Annotated in this window: 18 protein-coding genes; 10 read left to right on the forward strand and 8 right to left on the reverse strand. The window is 69.2% G+C overall.

The genetic code is table 11. From position 1 onward, the window contains the following. Positions 1 to 7 precede the first annotated feature (7 nt). Both AC4D2E_RS09740 and AC4D2E_RS09745 read right to left on the reverse strand, forming a co-directional pair. A complete protein-coding gene (locus AC4D2E_RS09740; RefSeq protein WP_490952468.1) occupies positions 8 to 841 on the reverse strand; it encodes an exodeoxyribonuclease III in 834 nt (277 codons plus the stop codon). A 43-nt stretch (positions 842 to 884) separates the two neighbouring features. Continuing rightward, positions 885 to 1,373 (reverse strand): hypothetical protein, encoded by a 489-nt coding sequence (locus tag AC4D2E_RS09745; protein WP_490952469.1) that lies wholly within the window; start codon positions 1,371 to 1,373, stop codon positions 885 to 887. Positions 1,374 to 1,543: 170 nt separating this feature from the next. Here AC4D2E_RS09745 and AC4D2E_RS09750 point away from each other — a divergent pair, with 170 nt between their 5' ends. Continuing rightward, positions 1,544 to 2,323: a CHRD domain-containing protein gene (locus AC4D2E_RS09750; RefSeq protein ID WP_104168474.1), complete on the forward strand. Its 780-nt coding sequence runs from the start codon at positions 1,544 to 1,546 to the stop codon at positions 2,321 to 2,323. 12 nt (positions 2,324 to 2,335) lie between these two features. Then, on the forward strand, positions 2,336 to 3,034 hold the full coding sequence (locus AC4D2E_RS09755; protein ID WP_181033680.1) for a sortase domain-containing protein: 699 nt from the start codon (positions 2,336 to 2,338) through the stop codon (positions 3,032 to 3,034). Between the two features lie 3 nt (positions 3,035 to 3,037). Here AC4D2E_RS09755 and AC4D2E_RS09760 read toward each other — a convergent pair whose 3' ends face one another. From AC4D2E_RS09760 to glyA, 6 genes are read right to left on the reverse strand one after another with little or no spacing between them, the layout of a single operon-like run. Beyond that, a complete protein-coding gene (locus tag AC4D2E_RS09760; RefSeq protein ID WP_490952470.1) occupies positions 3,038 to 3,871 on the reverse strand; it encodes an ABC transporter permease in 834 nt (277 codons plus the stop codon). After that, positions 3,868 to 4,740 (reverse strand): ABC transporter permease, encoded by an 873-nt coding sequence (locus AC4D2E_RS09765; protein WP_490952471.1) that lies wholly within the window; start codon positions 4,738 to 4,740, stop codon positions 3,868 to 3,870. Before AC4D2E_RS09765 ends, AC4D2E_RS09760 begins: the two co-directional genes overlap by 4 nt. Continuing rightward, the gene (locus AC4D2E_RS09770; RefSeq protein ID WP_104168476.1) at positions 4,733 to 5,674 is read right to left on the reverse strand and encodes an ABC transporter ATP-binding protein; all 942 of its coding nucleotides are present in this window, start codon (positions 5,672 to 5,674) and stop codon (positions 4,733 to 4,735) included. Before AC4D2E_RS09770 ends, AC4D2E_RS09765 begins: the two co-directional genes overlap by 8 nt. Before the next feature lie 57 nt (positions 5,675 to 5,731). After that, positions 5,732 to 6,625, reverse strand: coding sequence for a bifunctional methylenetetrahydrofolate dehydrogenase/methenyltetrahydrofolate cyclohydrolase (locus tag AC4D2E_RS09775; protein ID WP_490910813.1), 894 nt, complete (start codon positions 6,623 to 6,625; stop codon positions 5,732 to 5,734). Next, on the reverse strand, positions 6,600 to 6,785 hold the full coding sequence (locus AC4D2E_RS09780; protein WP_104168478.1) for a hypothetical protein: 186 nt from the start codon (positions 6,783 to 6,785) through the stop codon (positions 6,600 to 6,602). The genes AC4D2E_RS09775 and AC4D2E_RS09780 overlap by 26 nt, the downstream gene beginning before the upstream one ends. Further along, positions 6,779 to 8,080 carry a serine hydroxymethyltransferase gene (gene glyA, locus AC4D2E_RS09785; protein ID WP_104168479.1) on the reverse strand — a complete coding sequence of 434 codons (1,302 nt, stop codon included), beginning with the start codon at positions 8,078 to 8,080 and terminating at the stop codon, positions 6,779 to 6,781. Before glyA ends, AC4D2E_RS09780 begins: the two co-directional genes overlap by 7 nt. A 301-nt stretch (positions 8,081 to 8,381) precedes the next feature. On the opposite strand from glyA, the gene AC4D2E_RS09790 reads away from it, so the two are divergent. The 8 genes from AC4D2E_RS09790 (at position 8,382) to AC4D2E_RS09825 (ending at position 17,533) form a co-directional block, all read left to right on the forward strand. Continuing rightward, the gene (locus AC4D2E_RS09790; protein ID WP_490910814.1) at positions 8,382 to 9,503 is read left to right on the forward strand and encodes an FAD-dependent oxidoreductase; all 1,122 of its coding nucleotides are present in this window, start codon (positions 8,382 to 8,384) and stop codon (positions 9,501 to 9,503) included. Continuing rightward, positions 9,504 to 10,364, forward strand: coding sequence for a formyltetrahydrofolate deformylase (gene purU / locus AC4D2E_RS09795; protein ID WP_104168481.1), 861 nt, complete (start codon positions 9,504 to 9,506; stop codon positions 10,362 to 10,364). It begins immediately after the preceding gene. Positions 10,365 to 10,405: 41 nt separating this feature from the next. Continuing rightward, a complete protein-coding gene (locus AC4D2E_RS09800) occupies positions 10,406 to 10,927 on the forward strand; it encodes a gamma carbonic anhydrase family protein (RefSeq protein ID WP_104168482.1) in 522 nt (173 codons plus the stop codon). Between the two features lie 31 nt (positions 10,928 to 10,958). Next, positions 10,959 to 12,182: an ROK family transcriptional regulator gene (locus AC4D2E_RS09805; protein WP_490952472.1), complete on the forward strand. Its 1,224-nt coding sequence runs from the start codon at positions 10,959 to 10,961 to the stop codon at positions 12,180 to 12,182. Between the two features lie 126 nt (positions 12,183 to 12,308). Further along, positions 12,309 to 13,847 (forward strand): multiple monosaccharide ABC transporter ATP-binding protein, encoded by a 1,539-nt coding sequence (gene mmsA, locus AC4D2E_RS09810; protein WP_490910816.1) that lies wholly within the window; start codon positions 12,309 to 12,311, stop codon positions 13,845 to 13,847. Between the two features lie 24 nt (positions 13,848 to 13,871). Further along, on the forward strand, positions 13,872 to 15,173 hold the full coding sequence (gene mmsB, locus AC4D2E_RS09815) for a multiple monosaccharide ABC transporter permease (RefSeq protein WP_490910817.1): 1,302 nt from the start codon (positions 13,872 to 13,874) through the stop codon (positions 15,171 to 15,173). 69 nt (positions 15,174 to 15,242) lie between these two features. Next, positions 15,243 to 16,337, forward strand: a complete 1,095-nt coding sequence (locus AC4D2E_RS09820) for a substrate-binding domain-containing protein (protein ID WP_490952473.1) — start codon at positions 15,243 to 15,245, stop codon at positions 16,335 to 16,337. A 116-nt stretch (positions 16,338 to 16,453) separates the two neighbouring features. Then, complete coding sequence (locus AC4D2E_RS09825) at positions 16,454 to 17,533, forward strand: Gfo/Idh/MocA family protein (protein ID WP_490910819.1); 1,080 nt, start codon at positions 16,454 to 16,456, stop codon at positions 17,531 to 17,533. Positions 17,534 to 17,594 lie beyond the last annotated feature (61 nt).

The following is a 17,594-nucleotide window of genomic DNA, read 5'->3' on the forward strand; positions in this document are numbered from 1 at the left end:
CCTGTATCTAGATCTGGTAGTCGACGACGAGCGGCGCGTGGTCCGAGAACCTCGTGTCCCAGCTCGGCGCCCTGTCGACGTCGGCGCTCACAGCGCTCTTGGCGAGGGCCTGGGTGGCCAGCTGGTAGTCGATCCGCCAGCCCGTGTCGTTGTCGAACGCCTGGCCGCGCCAGGACCACCACGTGTAGGGGCCGTCGACATCGCCCGCGAGGAGACGTGCCACGTCCACGAAGCCGGACTCGTCCGAGAGGAAACGGTCGAAGTACGCCCGTTCCTCGGGCAGGAAGCCCGCCTTCTTGACGTTGCCCTTCCAGTTCCTGATGTCCAGCCGGGTGTGGCCCACGTTGAGGTCCCCCATGACCACGGCGTGGTCGGCGCCGTCGCGCAGCTGCGGCAGACGGGCGGCCATCGCATCGAGGAACCGGTACTTGTCGTCCTGCTTCTGTGTGCCGACCTCACCGGAGTGGACGTACGCGCTCACCACGGTGAGGTGGGCGCCGTCCACGTCGAAGTCGGCCTCCACCCAGCGGCCGGAGGTGTCGAAGTAGGAGTCGCCGATCGTGGTGCGTGTCGCCGTCGGCTCCCGCCGCGAGGCGACGGCGACCCCGGCGCGCCCCTTGGCCTCGGCCTCGGTGTGGAGGATGTGCCAGTCCTCGTTCAGCAGGTCCCGGACGACGGCGTCGGGGGCCCGGACCTCCTGCAGGCAGAGGATGTCGACGTCCCGGCCGTCCAGCCATTCCTGCATCCCGCGCTTGTAGGCGGCGCGGATTCCGTTGACGTTGACCGAGGCGATACGCAGGGATTCCTGGGGGGGATTCGAGGCCGGACTCACTCGATCCACTGTACCCGGCAGGGTATCCCGCTTCGTCCGGCGGGTGGGCCCCTCAGTCGACAATGGTGCCCTCGACGGGCCCGTCGGTGGAGCCCTTCATCATGGAGCGGGCATTGTGCGACGTGATCTCGATCGTCTCGAGGGCTCGCTCCACCATGCCCTCGTCCTTGCCGAGGTACTCCCTGACCATACCGACCTGCACCTGGACGATCTTGAAGCTGTGATCGAGCTTCAGGTCACGGGCCCTGTCCGCGGCGGCAGGCTGGACCTGTCCCGAGGGACCTGCCCCGAACACGCCCTGGGCCTCCAGGCGCGCCGTCGCCTTCCGAGCCGCTCCCCGGAGGCTGAAGACCACATAGCTGAAGACGAGGAGCCAGCCGAGGGAGACGATCACCACCAGCCAGCCGACGACGTCGTTCTGGTTCGCCGCGAAGACCACGGCGACCAGGAACACGATCAGCATGACGGCCATCCCGGCACTGCCCATCCGCATGCTCGGACCCCGGCCCGCAGGCCTCCCATTACTCCCTAGTGACTGCATCCCACCATTCTCCAGCATCGGCAGCCCGCCCCCCGGTGCTTCCACCGCTGGCGAACTGTCAGACTTTGATAAGTTTCCTGCAAGTTTCCCCATCCGTGACGGCAGTCACCCCGAAGTACCCTCGTGCGCGCCCCCTCGGTGCGCTTCACTCGTACTATGGAGGAACACCCATGAACAAGAAGATGCGTCTCCTGGCAGTACCGGCACTGGCGATCAGCGCTGTTGCTCTCGCTGCCTCCCCCGCGATGGCCGCCCATGACGGCGCCTACTCGTCCACCCTCGGCCAGCTCAACGGCACCACGGGCACCGGCTCCATCACCCTCGACGTCGCCGGTGACCAGGCCACGGTCAACCTCCAGGTGTCCGGCCTCGCCGAGACCTTCATGGACGCGCCGTACCCCCACGTCCAGCACATCCACGGTGGAGCCAAGGGCGTCTGCCCCACCCCCGCGGACGACGCTGACGGTAACGGCATCGTCAACGTGGCGGAGGGCGCCCCCGGATACGGCGACATCGTCACCACCCTCACCACCTCGGGTGCCACCACCCCGGCCGAGGGCCTGAACCTGGCGCTCGGCGGACAGGGCGGAACCTACTCCGTCCAGCGCACCATCACCATCGATGATGCCACCCAGAAGGCACTCGCCGCCGGCACCGCCGTCGTCGTCGTGCACGGTCTCGATCCCGCGACCGCCGGCGTCCCCGCAGAGGTCTTCGGCAGCCCCTCCGAGCTCAACCCCGATCTCCCCCTCGGCGCCACGTCGCCCGCACTCTGCGGCACCCTCGTGAAGACCCAGATGGGCGAGATGCCTTACGGCGGAGCCGACACGGGCGTTGCCACCGAGTCCTCCAACACCGCGGGCATGGTCGCCCTCGGTGGTGGCCTGGTCCTCGCCGCAGCAGCCGGCGGCACCTACGTGGTCCGTCGCCGTTCGGCCGACAACGCATAGTCCTGATCGTCGATGATCGATAGAGTGACCGGCCGCCGCTGGGGCTTCACCGCCCCGGCGGTGGCCGCACTTTTCCTCCTCGCCGGCTGTGGTGCTGCGGACCCCGCGACCACGCCGGCCCCCACCGTCTCCCCCACTGCCTCCCCGAGCGCAGATGCGAGCGCCGACGCGTCGGCTCCCTCCGCCTCCCCTTCCCCGTCGTCGACCGCGCCGTCGTCGACCGCCCCCGCGACGGCCCCTCCCCTGCCCGCCGTGCTCCCGGCCTCCGCGCCCGTCACGCTGGAGATCGCATCGATCGGCGTCCGGACCGACCTGCTGAAGCTCGGCCTGCGCGAGAACCGGAGCCTGGAGGTCCCGCCCGACGGCCCGGGGGCCCCCGCGAGCTGGTACGACCAGTCCCCGACGCCCGGCGATCGCGGCCCGGCCGTCCTGCTCGGCCACGTGAACGCCACCGACGGCGGCAAGGGCGTCTTCGCGGACCTCCGCGCACTCGAGGCCGGCGACCGCATGAGCGTCACCCGTGAGGACGGCACGACGGCGGTCTTCGAGTTCCAGCGCGGCGAGGCCTACGGGAAGGACGAGTTCCCCACCCTCGAGGTGTACGGGAACACCGCCGGATCGGAACTGCGCCTCATCACGTGCGACGGCTACAACCCCGACACGGGCGAGTTCGACGACAACTACGTCGTCTACGCGACGCTCGTCCTCTAGCAGCTACCGCAGGAAGAGCTTCCGCAGCCGCAGGGTCGTCAGCAGCATGCCCACGGCGATCATCACGAGGAAGTAGCCGACGTGGAGGACCGTCGCCGGCGTGAACGAGGCGACGCTGATCTGGCGCAGCAGTTCCACCCCGTGCCAGAGCGGCAGGGCCTGGATCAACCACTGGATGCCCTGCGGGTACACGCTGAGCGGGTAGAAGGTCGCCGAGAACAGGAACATCGGCAGCATCACGAAGTTGATCCATTCCATCTGCTGGAAGGTCTTCATGAAGCTGGTGATCCCCATGCCGAAGGACGCGAACCCGAACGCGATCACCACGGACGCGGGGACCATGAGCAGCGCCACGGGCGTCGTGATGAGCCCCATGAGCGCCATCACCGCGGTGAAGCCGGTCGCGTACACGGCCCCGCGCAGGAGGGCCAGGAAGATCTCCCCGATCGCGACGTCCAGCGGCCCCAGCGAGGTGTACAGCATCCCCTGGTACAGCTTCGCGAAGTTCATCTTGAAGAAGACGTTCCAGGTGCTGTCGTAGACGGCGCCGTTCATGGCCGAGACCGCCAGCAGGGCCGGCGCGATGTAGGCGGCGTAACTGATCGGCCGGCCGTCGGGCCCCTCGACCGTCCCGACGAGGGCGCCGAGGCCCACGCCCATGGAGACCAGGTAGAGCACCGGTTCGAAGAAACCGGACACCATGATGAGCCAGTTGCTGCTGCGGGTCGCCAGGAGCCCGCGCGCGACGACGGCCTTCGCGTTGCGCGAGTACAGCGCGGCCAGGGGCCGTTCCGAGCCGTCCAGCGCGTAGTCCTGCCGGGTCAGCTGGGCGCTCATCGGCCGAGCCTCCTCGCGTAGACGGTGCGTGCCAGGCGCAGGCCGACGACGGCGAGGACCACGAGGTACAGCACGTGCACCACGGTGAGCCAGGGCGGGATGGCCTGCCCGTAGGTGAGGAGGCGACCGAGTTCCGTGCCGTGCCACAGCGGCGAGATCCACCCGATCCACTGCAGGAAGACCGGCAGGGTGTCGAGCGGGAAGAACGTGCCGGAGAACAGGAACATCGGGGTCACGATGAAGCGCATGACGAGCGCGAACTGGCCCTTGTCCTCCTCGACACTCGCCGAGTAGGCCATCAGCGGAAGGCCGAACGCCAGTCCGCTGAGCACGGCGACCGGGATGACGGCCGCCCCCGTGGCGGACGGCGACGCACCGAATGCGGCGACGATGAGGAAGTAGATGATCGTGGTCGCGGTCAGCCGGGCGGTGATCGCGAGCACGTGCCCGTTGACGATCTGGCCGGTGCCGAGCGGCGAGGCATGCGGACCGTAGTACACCCGCCGCCACTTGAACCCGTCCATGACGGGGTAGGTGAACTCGGTGGCCGCCGTCATGATGGTCGCGGACGCCAGCAGGGCCGGGGCGATGAAGGCCAGGTAGCTGACGCCTCCGAAGGCCGACCCGGCGTTCCGGTCCACGAGCGTGGCCAGGCCCACGCCCATCGCGAAGAGGTACATGACCGGGGTGCCGACGCTGGAGGCGAGCAGCGTCCAGCGGTAGCCCTGCATGGAGCGGAGCACGTGCTCGGCGTAGTACCAGGATCCGAACGACCGGGCGCGGCGCGCGGAGACCTCCGGCGCGTGGGCGTGGAGGCGGTACGGCGGGCCGGTGGTGGCCTCCCGGACGGAGTGCCCGTTCTCACTCAACGAGACTCCTCCCGGTCAGGCGCAGGAACACGTCCTCGAGGGAGGACCGCCGCACGAGGGACGTGATGGGCTTCAGCCCCCGCGAGGTGACCTGCTCGAGGGCCGCCTCGCCGTCCCGGGCGTAGATGAGCACGCGGTCCGGCAGCGGCTCGAGCCGCTCGCCGATGCCCTGCAGTTCGTCCGCCACCGTGGTGTTGCGTGCCGAGCCGAACCGCAGTTCGAGCACCTCGCGGGTGGAGTGCTCCCGGATGAGCTGCGCGGGCGACCCCTCGGCCATGATCCGGCCCTCGTCCACGACGACGAGCCGGTCACAGAGCTGTTCCGCCTCGTCCATGTAGTGCGTGGTGAGGATGAGGGTCACCCCGGACTCCTTGAGCCGGAACAGCCGGTCCCAGAGGATGTGCCGCGCCTGCGGGTCCAGGCCCGTGGTGGGTTCGTCCAGCAGGAGGATCTTCGGTTCGTTGATGAGCGAGCGCGCGATGGTCAGGCGCCGCTTCATGCCACCCGACAGCGCATCGACCTTCGCCCCGGCCTTGTCCGTGAGCTGGGCGAATTCCAGCAGTTCGTCGGCCTTCGGCCTGAGGTAGCTCATCGGGAGCCCGAAGTAGCGGCCGTAGACGATGAGGTTGTCGCGCACCTTCAGTTCCTCGTCGAGGTTGTCCTGCTGGGGGACGACCCCGAGGTGGGCGCGCACCTCCGGCCCGTGGTCCTCCGGGTCGAGGCCCATGATGGTGAGCCGGCCGGAGGTCCGCTGCGAGACCCCGCCGATCATGCGCATGGTGGTCGACTTCCCCGCGCCGTTCGGACCGAGCAGGCCGAAGGACTCCCCCGCCGGCACCTCGAAGGAGATGCCGTCGACCGCCTTGACGTCGCCGTAGTGCTTGCTGAGCTGCTGCGCGGAGATGACCGGTGGTCCGGCGGGGTGGGTGAGCACCCGCCCAGCCTAGGCGATGACCCCCCGGGGCAGGAGCCGAGGAGGGCGCTCGCGTGTCTACGCCTGCGCGGCCCGGCGCTCCGCGGCCTCGACGACATTCGTGAGGAGCATCGCCCGGGTCATGGGCCCCACGCCACCGGGGTTCGGCGACAGCCAGCCGGCGACGGACGCCGCTGCGGGGTCGACGTCGCCGGTGAGCTTCGCCTTCCCGGTCTCCGGGTCCTCGACGCGGCTCACGCCGACGTCGAGGACGATCGCGCCGGGCTTGAGCCGGTCCGCCGTGATCATGTGCGGGATACCGGCGGCCGCCACGACCACGTCGGCGCGGCCGAGGTGGTCGGCGAGGTCGACGGTCCCGGTGTGGGCCAGGGTGACGGTCGCATTGATCTGCTTGCGCGTCAGGAGCAGTCCGAGCGGCCGGCCCACGGTGACGCCGCGCCCGACGACCAGCACGTTCAGGCCCTGGAGGGCGACGTCGTGCCGGAGGAGGAGCTCGACGATCCCGTGCGGGGTGCACGGCAGGGGCGAGTCCATCTCGGCATTGACGTTGAGGACGAGCCTGCCGAGGTTCATCGGGTGCAGGCCGTCGGCGTCCTTCGCCGGGTCGATGCGTGCGAGGATCGCGTTGGTGTCGATGTGCGGGGGCAGCGGGAGCTGCACGATGTAGCCGGTCGTGGCGTCGTCGTCGTTCAGCTCGTCGAGGACCGCCTCGAGTTCCTCCTGGGTGATGGTGGCCGGGAGGTCCCGGCGCACGGAGGTGATGCCCACCTGGGCGCAGTCGCGGTGCTTGCCCGCCACGTAGGAGTGGCTGCCGGGGTCGTCGCCCACGAGTACCGTGCCGAGGCCCGGTGTCACCCCGCGCTCGCGGAGGACGGCCACACGCTCGGCGAGTTCCTCCTTGATCCGGGCGGCGGTCGCCTTGCCGTCAAGGATGCGTGCTGTCGTCGTCATGCGGATCGTCCTTCCGGGAGGGCTTGTCCAGTTGTTCGAGCAGGAATGCCTTGCCGCGGTCGCAGCAGCCGGTGAAGCAGCATTCCTCGGCGGGGATGTCGTAGCGGGTCGATGCGGCGGCCTCGGAGGCGAGGGCCCCGGGCGGGACCGCGTCTACCACTCCTCCTGGCCCGGGTACAGCGGGAAGTCGGCGGCGAGCGCGGACACGCGGGCGCGGAGGGCCTCGACGTCGGGTGAGGGCTTGAGCGCCGCAGCGATGATCTCGCCCACCTCCGTGAACTCGGTGGCGCCGAAACCGCGGGTCGCGAGCGCGGGGGTGCCGATCCGGAGGCCCGAGGTGACCATGGGCGGACGGGGATCGAACGGTACGGCGTTGCGGTTGACGGTGATCCCCACCGAGTGCAGCACGTCCTCGGCCTGCTGGCCGTCGAGCGACGAGTTCCGCAGGTCCACGAGGACGAGGTGGACGTCCGTGCCACCCGTGAGCACCGAGACGCCGTGCTCGGTGACATCGGAGGCCGTGAGTCGTTCGGCGATGATGCGCGCACCCTCGAGGACGCGCTCCTGGCGCTCCCTGAACTCGGCCGAGCCGGCGATTTTGAAGGCCGTGGCCTTGCCCGCGATGACGTGCATGAGCGGGCCGCCCTGCTGGCCCGGGAAGACGGCCGAGTTGAGCTTCTTGGCCCATTCCTGCTTGGCGAGGATCACGCCCGAGCGGGGACCCGCGAGGGTCTTGTGGACCGTGGAGGTGACGACGTCGGAGTGCGGGACGGGGCTGGGGTGGACGCCGGCGGCGACGAGGCCTGCGAAGTGGGCCATGTCGGTCCACAGCAGGGCGCCGACCTCGTCGGCGATCGAGCGGAACGCCGCGAAGTCGAGCTGGCGGGGGTAGGCCGACCAGCCGGCGATGATGACCTGGGGCTTCGCGGCGAGCGCCTGCTCACGGACGCGCTCCATGTCCAGGCGGTGGGTGTCCTCCTCGACGCCGTAGGCCGCGACCTCGTAGAGCTTGCCCGAGAAGTTGAGCTTCATGCCGTGCGTGAGGTGGCCGCCGTGCGCGAGGGAGAGCCCCATGATCTTCTCGCCGGGCTTGATCATGGCCGAGAGCGCCGCTGCGTTGGCCTGCGCGCCGGAGTGCGGCTGGACGTTCGCGAACTCGGCACCGAACAGTGCCTTGACCCGCTCGATCGCGAGGTTCTCGGCGACGTCGACGTGCTCGCAGCCGCCGTAGTAGCGGCGCCCCGGGTAGCCCTCCGCGTACTTGTTGGTGAGCACGCTGCCCTGGGCCTCGAGGACGGCGCGCGGCGCGAAGTTCTCCGAGGCGATCATCTCGAGGGTGTCCCGCTGCCGTGCGAGCTCGTCCCGGAGGACGGCGGCGATCTCCGGATCCACCTCGGACAGGGGGGCGTTGGTGACGGAGTCGGCGTGGGAGGGAGCCATGGGCGAAGTGGTCATCGGTCGATCCTTCTCTGGGTCTCGCAAGGGGGTCAGCGTGAATCGCGGGCGGGGGTCGGAACCGCAGTCCGCGCCCCGGCCGCTCTAACGTGACCCGCGGCCCAGGCGTGCGATCCGTGGTCTGCACTGGAAGCGCGGGCGCCCCGCAGGGGATCCCGGCCTCCCGCCGCTTCCTGGTGGTTGCCCACCCTACGCCAGTCGCGACGCTCCCATGCTAGCCGGAATACGACGACGGCGGGACAGGTTCCGCATCAGTGGAGCGGCGGCCGACGGGCGGCGCTGCACCGGGAAGGGCGTCGCCATGCACGGTCCGGCACGGGAAGAGGGCGGAACGGAACGGCGTGTCCGCGTCATCGTGATCGGCGCCGGCCAGGCGGGGCTCAGCAGCGCGTACCATCTGGCGCGCCGGGGCCTCCGCCCGCACCGGGACTTCGTGGTCCTCGACGCCAACCCCGCCCCGGGCGGTGCCTGGCTGCACCGCTGGCCCGCCCTCACCTTCGACGCCGCCCACGCCCTGCACGACCTCCCGGGCCTGCGCCTCGGCACGCCGGACCCGGAGGAACCCGCCTCCCGGGTGGTCGGCCGGTACTACGGGGACTACGAGCGGGCCTTCGCCCTGCCCGTGCTCCGGCCGGTCCGGGTGACCGGGGTGGAGTCCGACGACGACGGCCCGCTCCGGGTGTCCACGCCGGACGGCACCTGGCTGGCCGACGTCGTCGTCAGTGCGACCGGCACCTGGGACCGCCCCTACTGGCCCCACTACCGTGGCCGCGACGTGTTCGCCGGGCGTCAGCTGCACACGCACGACTACCGCTCGGCCGGCGAGTTCGCGGGCCGGCGCGTCCTCGTGGTGGGCGGCGGGACCTCGGCCGTGCAGTTCGTCCTCCAGCTCCACGCGGCCGGGGCGACGCCCCTCTGGTCGACCCGCCGGCCGCCGTCATTCACCCGCCGGCCGTTCGACGCCGAGTGGGGCCGGGAGGTCGAGGCCGCGGTCGATGCGCGGACGAGGGAGGGCCTCCCGCCGGCCAGTGTGGTGTCGGTGACGGGCCTTCCGCTCACGGCCGAGTACCGGGCGGGCGTCGACGCCGGGATCCTCGTCTCGCGCGGCCCCCTGGCCGGGCTGCGCGAGCGGTCGGCGGTGTTCACGGACGGGACCGAGGAGCCCGTCGACGTCGTGCTCTGGGCCACCGGCTTCCGGGCCGCCCTGGACCACCTCGCACCGCTGCGCCTCCGGGAGCCCGGCGGCGGCATCGCCATGGACGGGGTGCACGTGCTGAAGGAGCCGCGCCTCCTGCTCGTCGGCTACGGCGCATCGGCGTCGACGCTCGGCGCGTCACGCGCGGGGCGGGCGGCGGCGACGGCAGCCGCGGCCCGGCTGCGCGGGATCGCGTCACAATCGGGGCCCCCCGGTAATCTGGCGTAGGTGACCTCCCCCGACGCCCCGCGCTCCTTCTCCCTGACGCTGTCCTGCCCCGACCGGCCCGGGATCGTCCACGGTGTCTCGGGTGCCCTGGTCGGCGTGGGGGCCAATATCACCGAGTCGCAGCAGTACGGCAGCCCGGACACGGGGACCTTCTTCATGCGCGTGGCACTCGACACCGATGCGTCCGAGGAGGACCTCCGCTCGGCCCTCGGGCCCGTGGCCGGGGAGTTCGGCATGGACTGGTCGGTGGCCCCGTCCGCACGCCGTACGCGGACGCTCATCATGGTGTCCAAGGCCGCGCACTGCCTCAACGACCTCCTCTTCCAGCACCGCTCGGGCACGCTCGCCATCGACATCCCCGTGATCGTGTCCAACCATCGCGACCTCGAGGGACTCGCCGCGTTCTACGGCGTCGAGTTCCACCACATCCCGGTGACGCCCGAGACCAAGGACGACGCCGAGGACAGGCTGCGCGCGCTGATGGACGAGCACGGGATCGAACTCGTGGTCCTCGCGCGGTACATGCAGATCCTCAGCGACCGGCTCTGCGAGGACCTGCTGGGCCGGGCCATCAACATCCACCACTCGTTCCTGCCGTCCTTCAAGGGCGCCCGCCCGTACCACCAGGCCCATGCGCGCGGCGTGAAGCTGATCGGCGCCACCGCCCACTACGTCACCGGGGCCCTCGACGAGGGGCCGATCATCGAGCAGGAGGTCATCCGCGTGGATCATGCGCGCACGGCCGAGCAGCTGACCTCGATCGGCCGGGAGCTCGAGGGACGCGCGCTGGTGCAGGCGGTGCAGTGGCACGCCGAGCGGCGCGTGCTCCTCGACGGTCGCCGCACGATCGTCTTCAACTGACACCCCTCCCGCGACGGCAGGGCGTCGCCTAGGCTGACGCCATGGCACACCTCATCCCCTTCCGCGGCAGGACCCCCGTCATCAGCGATTCGGCCTTCACGGCACCGACCGCGTCCCTCATCGGAGAGGTGACGCTCGGCGAATCCGCCAGCGTCTTCTACGGTGCCAGTGTCCGGGCGGACACGGCCGCGATCTCGATCGGCGAGGGGTCCAACCTGCAGGACAACGTGGTGGTCCACGCGGATCCGGGCTACCCGGCCACGATCGGGGCTCGCGTCAGCGTGGGGCACAGTGCCGTGGTGCACGGGTGCACGATCGAGGACGACTGCCTCATCGGGATGAGCGCCACGGTCATGAACGGCGCTGTCATCGGCGCCGGGTCGCTCGTCGCCGCCGGCGCCGTCGTGCTGGAGGGCACGGTCGTCCCGCCGCGGTCGCTCGTCGCCGGCGTCCCGGCCAAGGTGCGCCGGGAACTGGACGACGACGAGGTCGGGGCCGTGCGGGCGAACGCCGACCGCTACAAGACTCTCGCCCAGGAGCACCGCCAAGCGTTCACTTCTTGACGACAGGCATCAGGTGCGGCAGCCTTATGCCATGCCCGCAGAATCCCCCTCGACGGCGAGGACGAGCTCGAGCGGCCCGCCTCCGAGACCGGGTTCGCAGTCCGCCCTGCGCGAGCGGAACCAGCAGCGCGTCATCGCGGCCCTCATGAGCGGCGGGCCCCGGACCCAGGCGGAACTCGCCCGGCAGACGGGCCTCTCCACGGCGACGGTGTCCAACATCGTGAAGTTCATGGCCACGACCGGGATCGTGAGCACCGTGCCGACCACCAGCTCGGGGCGCCGGGCCCTGTCCGTCGTCCTCAACGACAACGGGCAGGTCGCGGCGGGCATCGACATCGGACGCCGACACCTCCGCGTGGTCCTCGCGAGCCCCAACTACCGGGTCCTGCAGGAAGCCTCCGTCCCCCTCCCCCTCGGCCACAGCGCCCACGACGGGCTGGCTGCCGCGTCGGACCTCCTGGACACCCTGCTCGAGAACGGCGCCATCTCCCGGGGCGCGCTCCTCGGCGCGGGCATCGGGATCCCCGGTCCCATCGACCGTCGGAGCGGGACGGTGGTGCAGGGCGCCATCCTGCCCGAGTGGGTGGGCATCAACATCCACGAGACATTCAGTGAACGGCTCGGCGTGCCCGTCTTCATCGACAACGACGCCAATCTCGGTGCCCTGGCGCAGGTGACCTGGGGCCCGCACAGTGCCGTGGACAACCTCATGTTCGTCAAGGTGGGGTCCGGCATCGGCTCCGGGCTCGTCCTCAACGGTGCGCTGTTCTACGGCAATGTCGGGATCACCGGGGAGCTGGGGCACACCACCATCAATGAGCACGGCCTCATCTGCCGGTGCGGCAACCGCGGCTGCCTCGAGACCGTCGCCTCGACCTCCACCATGATCGAGCTGCTCAGCCGTGGCGGCAGCGAGCCCGTGGACACCCGGCGCATCGTGGACCGGGCCCTCACCGGCGACACCGCGACCCTGCGCGTCATCGACGACGCCGGCGTCGCCATCGGGCGGGCGCTCGCCCACATGGCCAACCTGATCAACCCCGAGACGATCGTCGTCGGCGGTCCGCTCACCGATCTCGGCGAGATCCTCCTCGGGCCGATCCGGCGTGGCCTGTCCCGCCATGCCGTGCCGATCATCGGCGAGACGACGGCCGTCTGCATGTCCTCGCTCGGCGACCGCGCCGAGGCCCTCGGTGGCGCCGCCGTCGTCCTCGCCCAGGCAGGACTCTCGCCCGCTCTCGTGGGCTCCACCTAAAGATTTCCTCTGTTTTCGCGGAGCCATGCGTTCAACAGTTGACTGCAAAGGGCTCGGGGATGTTCAATTCTTCTCAGGTCGTGATTCGGCCTGCATCAAGACAACGCCGTCACTGCGGGAGAATCCATGAAGAACCACATCATCCTCGAGATGCGCTCCATCACGAAGGAGTTCCCGGGCGTCAAGGCCCTCGCGGACGTCTCGATCGAGGTGCGTGCAGGCGAGATCCACGCGATCTGCGGTGAGAACGGCGCCGGGAAGTCGACACTCATGAAGGTCCTCTCGGGCCTCTACCCGTACGGCGACTACTCGGGCGACATCATCTTCCAGGGCGAAGAGGTCCGGTTCAAGGACATCCGCTCCAGCGAGGCCGCGGGGATCGTCATCATCCACCAGGAACTCGCGCTGATCCCGGAGCTCTCGATCGCGGAGAACATCTTCCTGGGCAACGAGCCCGCCCGCTTCGGCGTCATCGACTGGGACCATGTCAACCGGACCACCCTGGAGCTCATGGCCCGCGTGGGCCTGAGCGAGGACCCGACCACCAAGATCAAGGACATCGGCGTCGGCAAGCAGCAGCTCGTCGAGATCGCCAAGGCACTCAGCAAGTCGGTGAAGCTGCTCATCCTCGACGAGCCCACCGCGGCGCTGAACGAGTCCGACTCGCAGCACCTCCTGGACCTGATGGCCGGCCTGCGGTCCAAGGGCATCAGCTGCATCATGATCTCCCACAAGCTCAACGAGATCGAGCAGATCGCCGACTCGATCACCATCATCCGCGACGGCAGGTCCATCGAGACCCTGCACGTCAAGGAGGACGGCGTCGACGAGGACCGCATCATCCGCGGGATGGTGGGCCGTTCGCTCGAGTCCCGCTTCCCGGACCACACCCCGACGATCGGTGAGACCTTCTTCGAGGTACGGAACTGGACCGTCGGACACCCCACCGTGCCGGACCGCCTGGTGTGCAAGAACTCGAGCTTCAAGGTGCGGCGCGGCGAGATCGTCGGGTTCGCGGGGCTGATGGGCGCCGGGCGTACGGAGCTCGCGCGTTCGGTCTTCGGCCGCTCCTACGGCACCTTCAAGTCCGGCCAGATCGTCATGGACGGCAAGGAGATCACGCTCCGCTCGGTGCCCCAGGCGATCGACGCCGGCCTCGCCTACGTCACCGAGGACCGCAAGTCGCTCGGCCTCAACCTGCTGGACGACATCAAGACCACCACGGTGTCCGCGAACCTGCAGAAGATCACGCGCGGTCTCGTCGTCGACAGGGACGAGGAGTTCAGGATCTCCGAGGAGTACCGGAAGTCGCTGCGCACCAAGACGCCGAGCGTCAACGAGGGCGTCGCGAAGCTCTCGGGCGGCAACCAGCAGAAGGTCGTCCTCGCGAAGTGGATGTTCACCGATCCCGAACTGCTGATCCTCGACGAGCCCACCCGCGGCATCGATGTGGGAGCCAAGTACGAGATCTACGGCATCATCCAGAAACTCGCCGACCAGGGGAAGGGCGTCATCGTCATCTCCTCCGAACTGCCCGAACTGCTCGGCCTCTCGGACCGGATCTACACGATCTTCGAGGGCGCCATCACCGGTGAAGTGGAACGCGAGAACGCGAACCAGGAATCCCTGATGAAACTCATGACCGCCAGCAGGAAATCCGCCTGACCCGTTGACCCAAGGAAAGACACCATGAATTCCCTCAAGCAAATCTTCGGCGGGAACACCCGCCAGTTCGGGATGATCTTCGCCCTGGTCGCGCTCGTCCTGTTCTTCCAGTGGCGCACGGGCGGCAAGATGCTCACGTCCGTCAACATGATGAACCTGTTCAACGGCAACTCGTACATCCTCATCCTCGCGATCGGGATGGTGCTGGTCATCATCGCCGGGCACATCGACCTCTCCGTCGGCTCCGTCGCCGCGTTCGTCGGCATCGTCGTCGCGATCGCGATGCGCGACTGGGGCATCCCCTGGTACCTCGGGGTGGTGCTCGGTCTGGCGCTCGGTGCGCTCATCGGGGTGTGGCAGGGCTTCTGGGTGGCCTATGTCGGCATACCCGCGTTCATCGTCACCCTCGCCGGGATGCTCATCTTCCGCGGCGCCAACCAGTCCGTCGGCAACTCCCTCACCGTCCCGGTCCCCGAGGGCTTCCGTGAGCTCGGCGCGGGCTACCTGCCCGAGGTCGGTCCCAACATCGGCTACAACAACCTGACCCTGCTGATGGGCTTCGCCCTCGTGGCCTTCGTGATCTACAACGAGATCCGGGGACGCCGCAAGCTGGAGAAGATCAACGCCGAGGTGCCCCCCATGTGGGTCCCCGTCACCAAGGTGGTCCTGCTCTCCGCGGTCATCCTCTACGCGACCTACCTCTTCGCGACCGGGCGTCCCGGGACGTCCTTCCCGGTCCCCGGCCTGATCCTCGGCGTCCTCGTCATCATCTACGCGTTCATCTCCAACAAGACCATCGCCGGCCGCCATGTGTACGCCGTCGGTGGCAACCGCCACGCAGCCGAGCTGTCCGGTGTGCAGGGCAAGCGCGTGAACTTCATGGTCATGATGAACATGTCGATCCTCGCGGCCCTCGCGGGCATGATCTTCGTCGGCCGCTCGACCGCCTCCGGCCCGTCGGACGGCGTCGGCTGGGAGCTCGATGCGATCGCGGCCGTGTTCATCGGCGGCGCAGCCGTCACCGGTGGCGTCGGGACCGTGGTGGGATCCATCATCGGAGGCCTCGTCATGGCCGTCCTGAACAACGGACTGCAGCTCCTCGGAGCCGGCGCCGACGACACCCAGATCATCAAGGGCCTCGTCCTGCTCATCGCCGTCGCCTTCGACGTCTACAGCAAGAGCCAGGGCAAGCCGTCCATCATCGGGCTGATCACCAGGCGGTTCGGCGGAGGCGACGGCGGCAAGAAGGTCGACACCGAGGTCCCCACTCCCTCCCCGACCGAGCAGGCCGTCGGAACGAAGCAGGTCATCTCGCACGACGTCTAGGGCCCGGCATCCCCGGTTCCCGGAACCACAGCTTTCCCCGTCCACACGAGCAAGAGAAAGAGAATGAGAATGCGTACTTTCGCAAAATCCCTCGCAGCGATCGCTGCAGTATCAGCGCTGACGCTGACCGGGTGCGGCCGCGAAGAAGCGGCGCCCTCTGCCGACGGCGAGACCGCCGCTGCAGGCTTCGAAGAAGGATCGGCCATCGGCGTCGCACTCCCGCAGAAGACCTCGGAGAACTGGGTCCTCGCCGAGGAGCTCTTCAATGAGGGACTGACCGAGGCCGGCTACGACCCCGACGTGCAGTTCGCCAACGGCGGCGTCTCCGAGCAGCAGAACCAGATCAGCTCCATGATCACCAACGGTGTGGAGGTCCTGGTCGTCGGTGCCATCGACGGCGCCCAGCTCGGCACCCAGCTCCAGCAGGCCAAGGATGCCGGCATCTCCGTCATCGCCTACGACCGCCTCCTGACCAACACGGAGAACGTGGACTACTACGTGGCCTACGACAACTTCCAGGTCGGCGAACTCCAGGGCCAGGCCCTGCTCGACGGCATGAAGGCCGCGAAGCCCGAAGGGCCCTACAACATCGAGCTGTTCGCCGGTTCGCCGGACGACGCCAACGCGAAGGTCTTCTTCGACGGCGCCATGAGCATCCTCCAGCCCGAGATCGACAACGGCAACCTCGTCGTCGTGTCCGGCCAGGAGACCTTCGACCAGGTCGTGACCCAGGGCTGGGAGGCGGAGAACGCCCAGAGGCGCATGGACACCCTGCTCTCCGGCAGCTACAGCTCCGAGGACCTCGACGGCGTCCTCTCCCCCAATGACACGCTCGCCCGTGCGATCCTGACCTCGGTCAAGGGTGCCGGCAAGCCCATCCCCGTCGTCACCGGCCAGGACTCCGAGGTCGAATCCGTGAAGTCGATCATGGCGGGCGAGCAGTACTCCACGATCAACAAGGACACCCGTGCCCTCGTGGAACATGCGATCGTGATGGTCAACGACCTGCAGGCCGGGAACGAACTCGAGATCAACGACCCCGATTCCTACGAGAACGGCGTCAAGACGGTCCCCGCGTACCTCCTCGAGCCGCAGATCGTCACCCAGGAGAACGCAGCGGAGGCGTACGCCGACAACGAGGAGCTGGCCCCGCTCACCCAGTAGCACCCGTCCGGAATCCTCCGGCAGCAGGACCTGAAGCGCCCCGGCTCCGGCCGGGGCGCTTCGTCGTGTCGGCGCCGGGGATGGACGCAGCTCCGACCAGCGGCGAGGATGGGTCCATGAACCCACAGCACCGCATGATCGTTCCCCCCTGCGCGGAAGCAGGAGCCCCCAGCCCGGTCGTCGCCACCGGCAGGCCGCTGAAGTGGGGCGTGATCGCCACCGGCGGTATCGCGTCCAAGGTGACGCAGGACATCGCCCTGCTCGAGGACGCCGTGCTCCATGCGGTCAGCTCCCGCAGCGCGGACAGTGCCGCCGCGTTCGCCGACCGCTTCGGGTTCGCCACCAGCTACGGCAACGACGGCGGCATGGCCGGCTACCAGCGCCTCGTGGACGACCCGGAGGTCGACGTCGTCTACATCACCACACCGCACGGCCAGCACTACGACGTCGCGAAGGCCGCCCTCACGGCGGGCAAGCACGTCCTGTGCGAGAAGCCCTTCACCATCAACGCGGCCGAGGCGGAGGAACTCGCCGCGATCGCCGCCGACGGTGGGCTCTTCCTCATGGAAGCGGTCTGGACGCGCTTCCTGCCCAGCGTGAACCGCGCCTGGGAGATCATCCACTCCGGCGAGCTGGGCGACATCCGGTGGGTGCAGGCGGACCTCGGGTTCACCGCTCCGGAGGACCCGACCAGCAGGCTCTGGGACCCGGCGGCCGGCGGTGGCGCGCTGCTGGACCTGACGGTCTATCCGCTCACGTGGGCGCTGGGGTCCCTCGGCTTCCCGGATTCCGTGTCCGCCGTCGGGACGCTCAACAGTGACGGCGTCGACCTCCAGAACGCTGTGACCCTCGGGTACGGGAGCGGCGCGTATGCCCAGCTGTCGTCGTCGTTCATCGCCTCCTGCCCCGGCCAGGCGACGGTGTGCGGGTCGAAGGGCTGGCTGAAGACCGGCGGCGGGAACCTGCACAACCCGACGGAACTGACGATCAAGGCCGGTCAGGAGGAGGCCCGCGTGGAGCACTTCGAGCAGGCCGGCGCCGGCTACACCTATGAGCTGCGCGAGGTGACCCGCTGCATCCAGGAGGGCCTGACGGAGAGCCCGACGATGCCGATCGGCGACACGGTGAAGACGATGCGTCTGCTCGACGGCGTGCGCGCCCAGATCGGCCTACGCTACGCGAACGACGCGGCCTGACCGGACACGCAATGGGGACGGGGCCCGCAGCGTACGCTGCGGGCCCCGTCCCTTTGCTGGA

It is taken from the genome of Arthrobacter sp. TJ-265, from assembly GCF_058269135.1.

Excerpts from the sequence above, each read along its gene's own strand:
- AC4D2E_RS09745 (WP_490952469.1), bottom strand. The coding sequence starts at position 1,373 with ATGCAGTCACTAGGGAGTAATGGGAGGCCTGCGGGCCGGGGTCCGAGC.
- AC4D2E_RS09750 (WP_104168474.1), top strand. The coding sequence starts at position 1,544 with ATGAACAAGAAGATGCGTCTCCTGGCAGTACCGGCACTGGCGATCAGC.
- AC4D2E_RS09755 (WP_181033680.1), top strand. The coding sequence starts at position 2,336 with ATGATCGATAGAGTGACCGGCCGCCGCTGGGGCTTCACCGCCCCGGCG.
- AC4D2E_RS09760 (WP_490952470.1), bottom strand. The coding sequence starts at position 3,871 with ATGAGCGCCCAGCTGACCCGGCAGGACTACGCGCTGGACGGCTCGGAA.
- AC4D2E_RS09775 (WP_490910813.1), bottom strand. The coding sequence starts at position 6,625 with ATGACGACGACAGCACGCATCCTTGACGGCAAGGCGACCGCCGCCCGG.
- glyA (WP_104168479.1), bottom strand. The coding sequence starts at position 8,080 with ATGACCACTTCGCCCATGGCTCCCTCCCACGCCGACTCCGTCACCAAC.
- AC4D2E_RS09790 (WP_490910814.1), top strand. The coding sequence starts at position 8,382 with ATGCACGGTCCGGCACGGGAAGAGGGCGGAACGGAACGGCGTGTCCGC.
- AC4D2E_RS09800 (WP_104168482.1), top strand. The coding sequence starts at position 10,406 with ATGGCACACCTCATCCCCTTCCGCGGCAGGACCCCCGTCATCAGCGAT.
- AC4D2E_RS09805 (WP_490952472.1), top strand. The coding sequence starts at position 10,959 with ATGCCCGCAGAATCCCCCTCGACGGCGAGGACGAGCTCGAGCGGCCCG.
- mmsA (WP_490910816.1), top strand. The coding sequence starts at position 12,309 with ATGAAGAACCACATCATCCTCGAGATGCGCTCCATCACGAAGGAGTTC.
- mmsB (WP_490910817.1), top strand. The coding sequence starts at position 13,872 with ATGAATTCCCTCAAGCAAATCTTCGGCGGGAACACCCGCCAGTTCGGG.
- AC4D2E_RS09820 (WP_490952473.1), top strand. The coding sequence starts at position 15,243 with ATGCGTACTTTCGCAAAATCCCTCGCAGCGATCGCTGCAGTATCAGCG.
- AC4D2E_RS09825 (WP_490910819.1), top strand. The coding sequence starts at position 16,454 with ATGAACCCACAGCACCGCATGATCGTTCCCCCCTGCGCGGAAGCAGGA.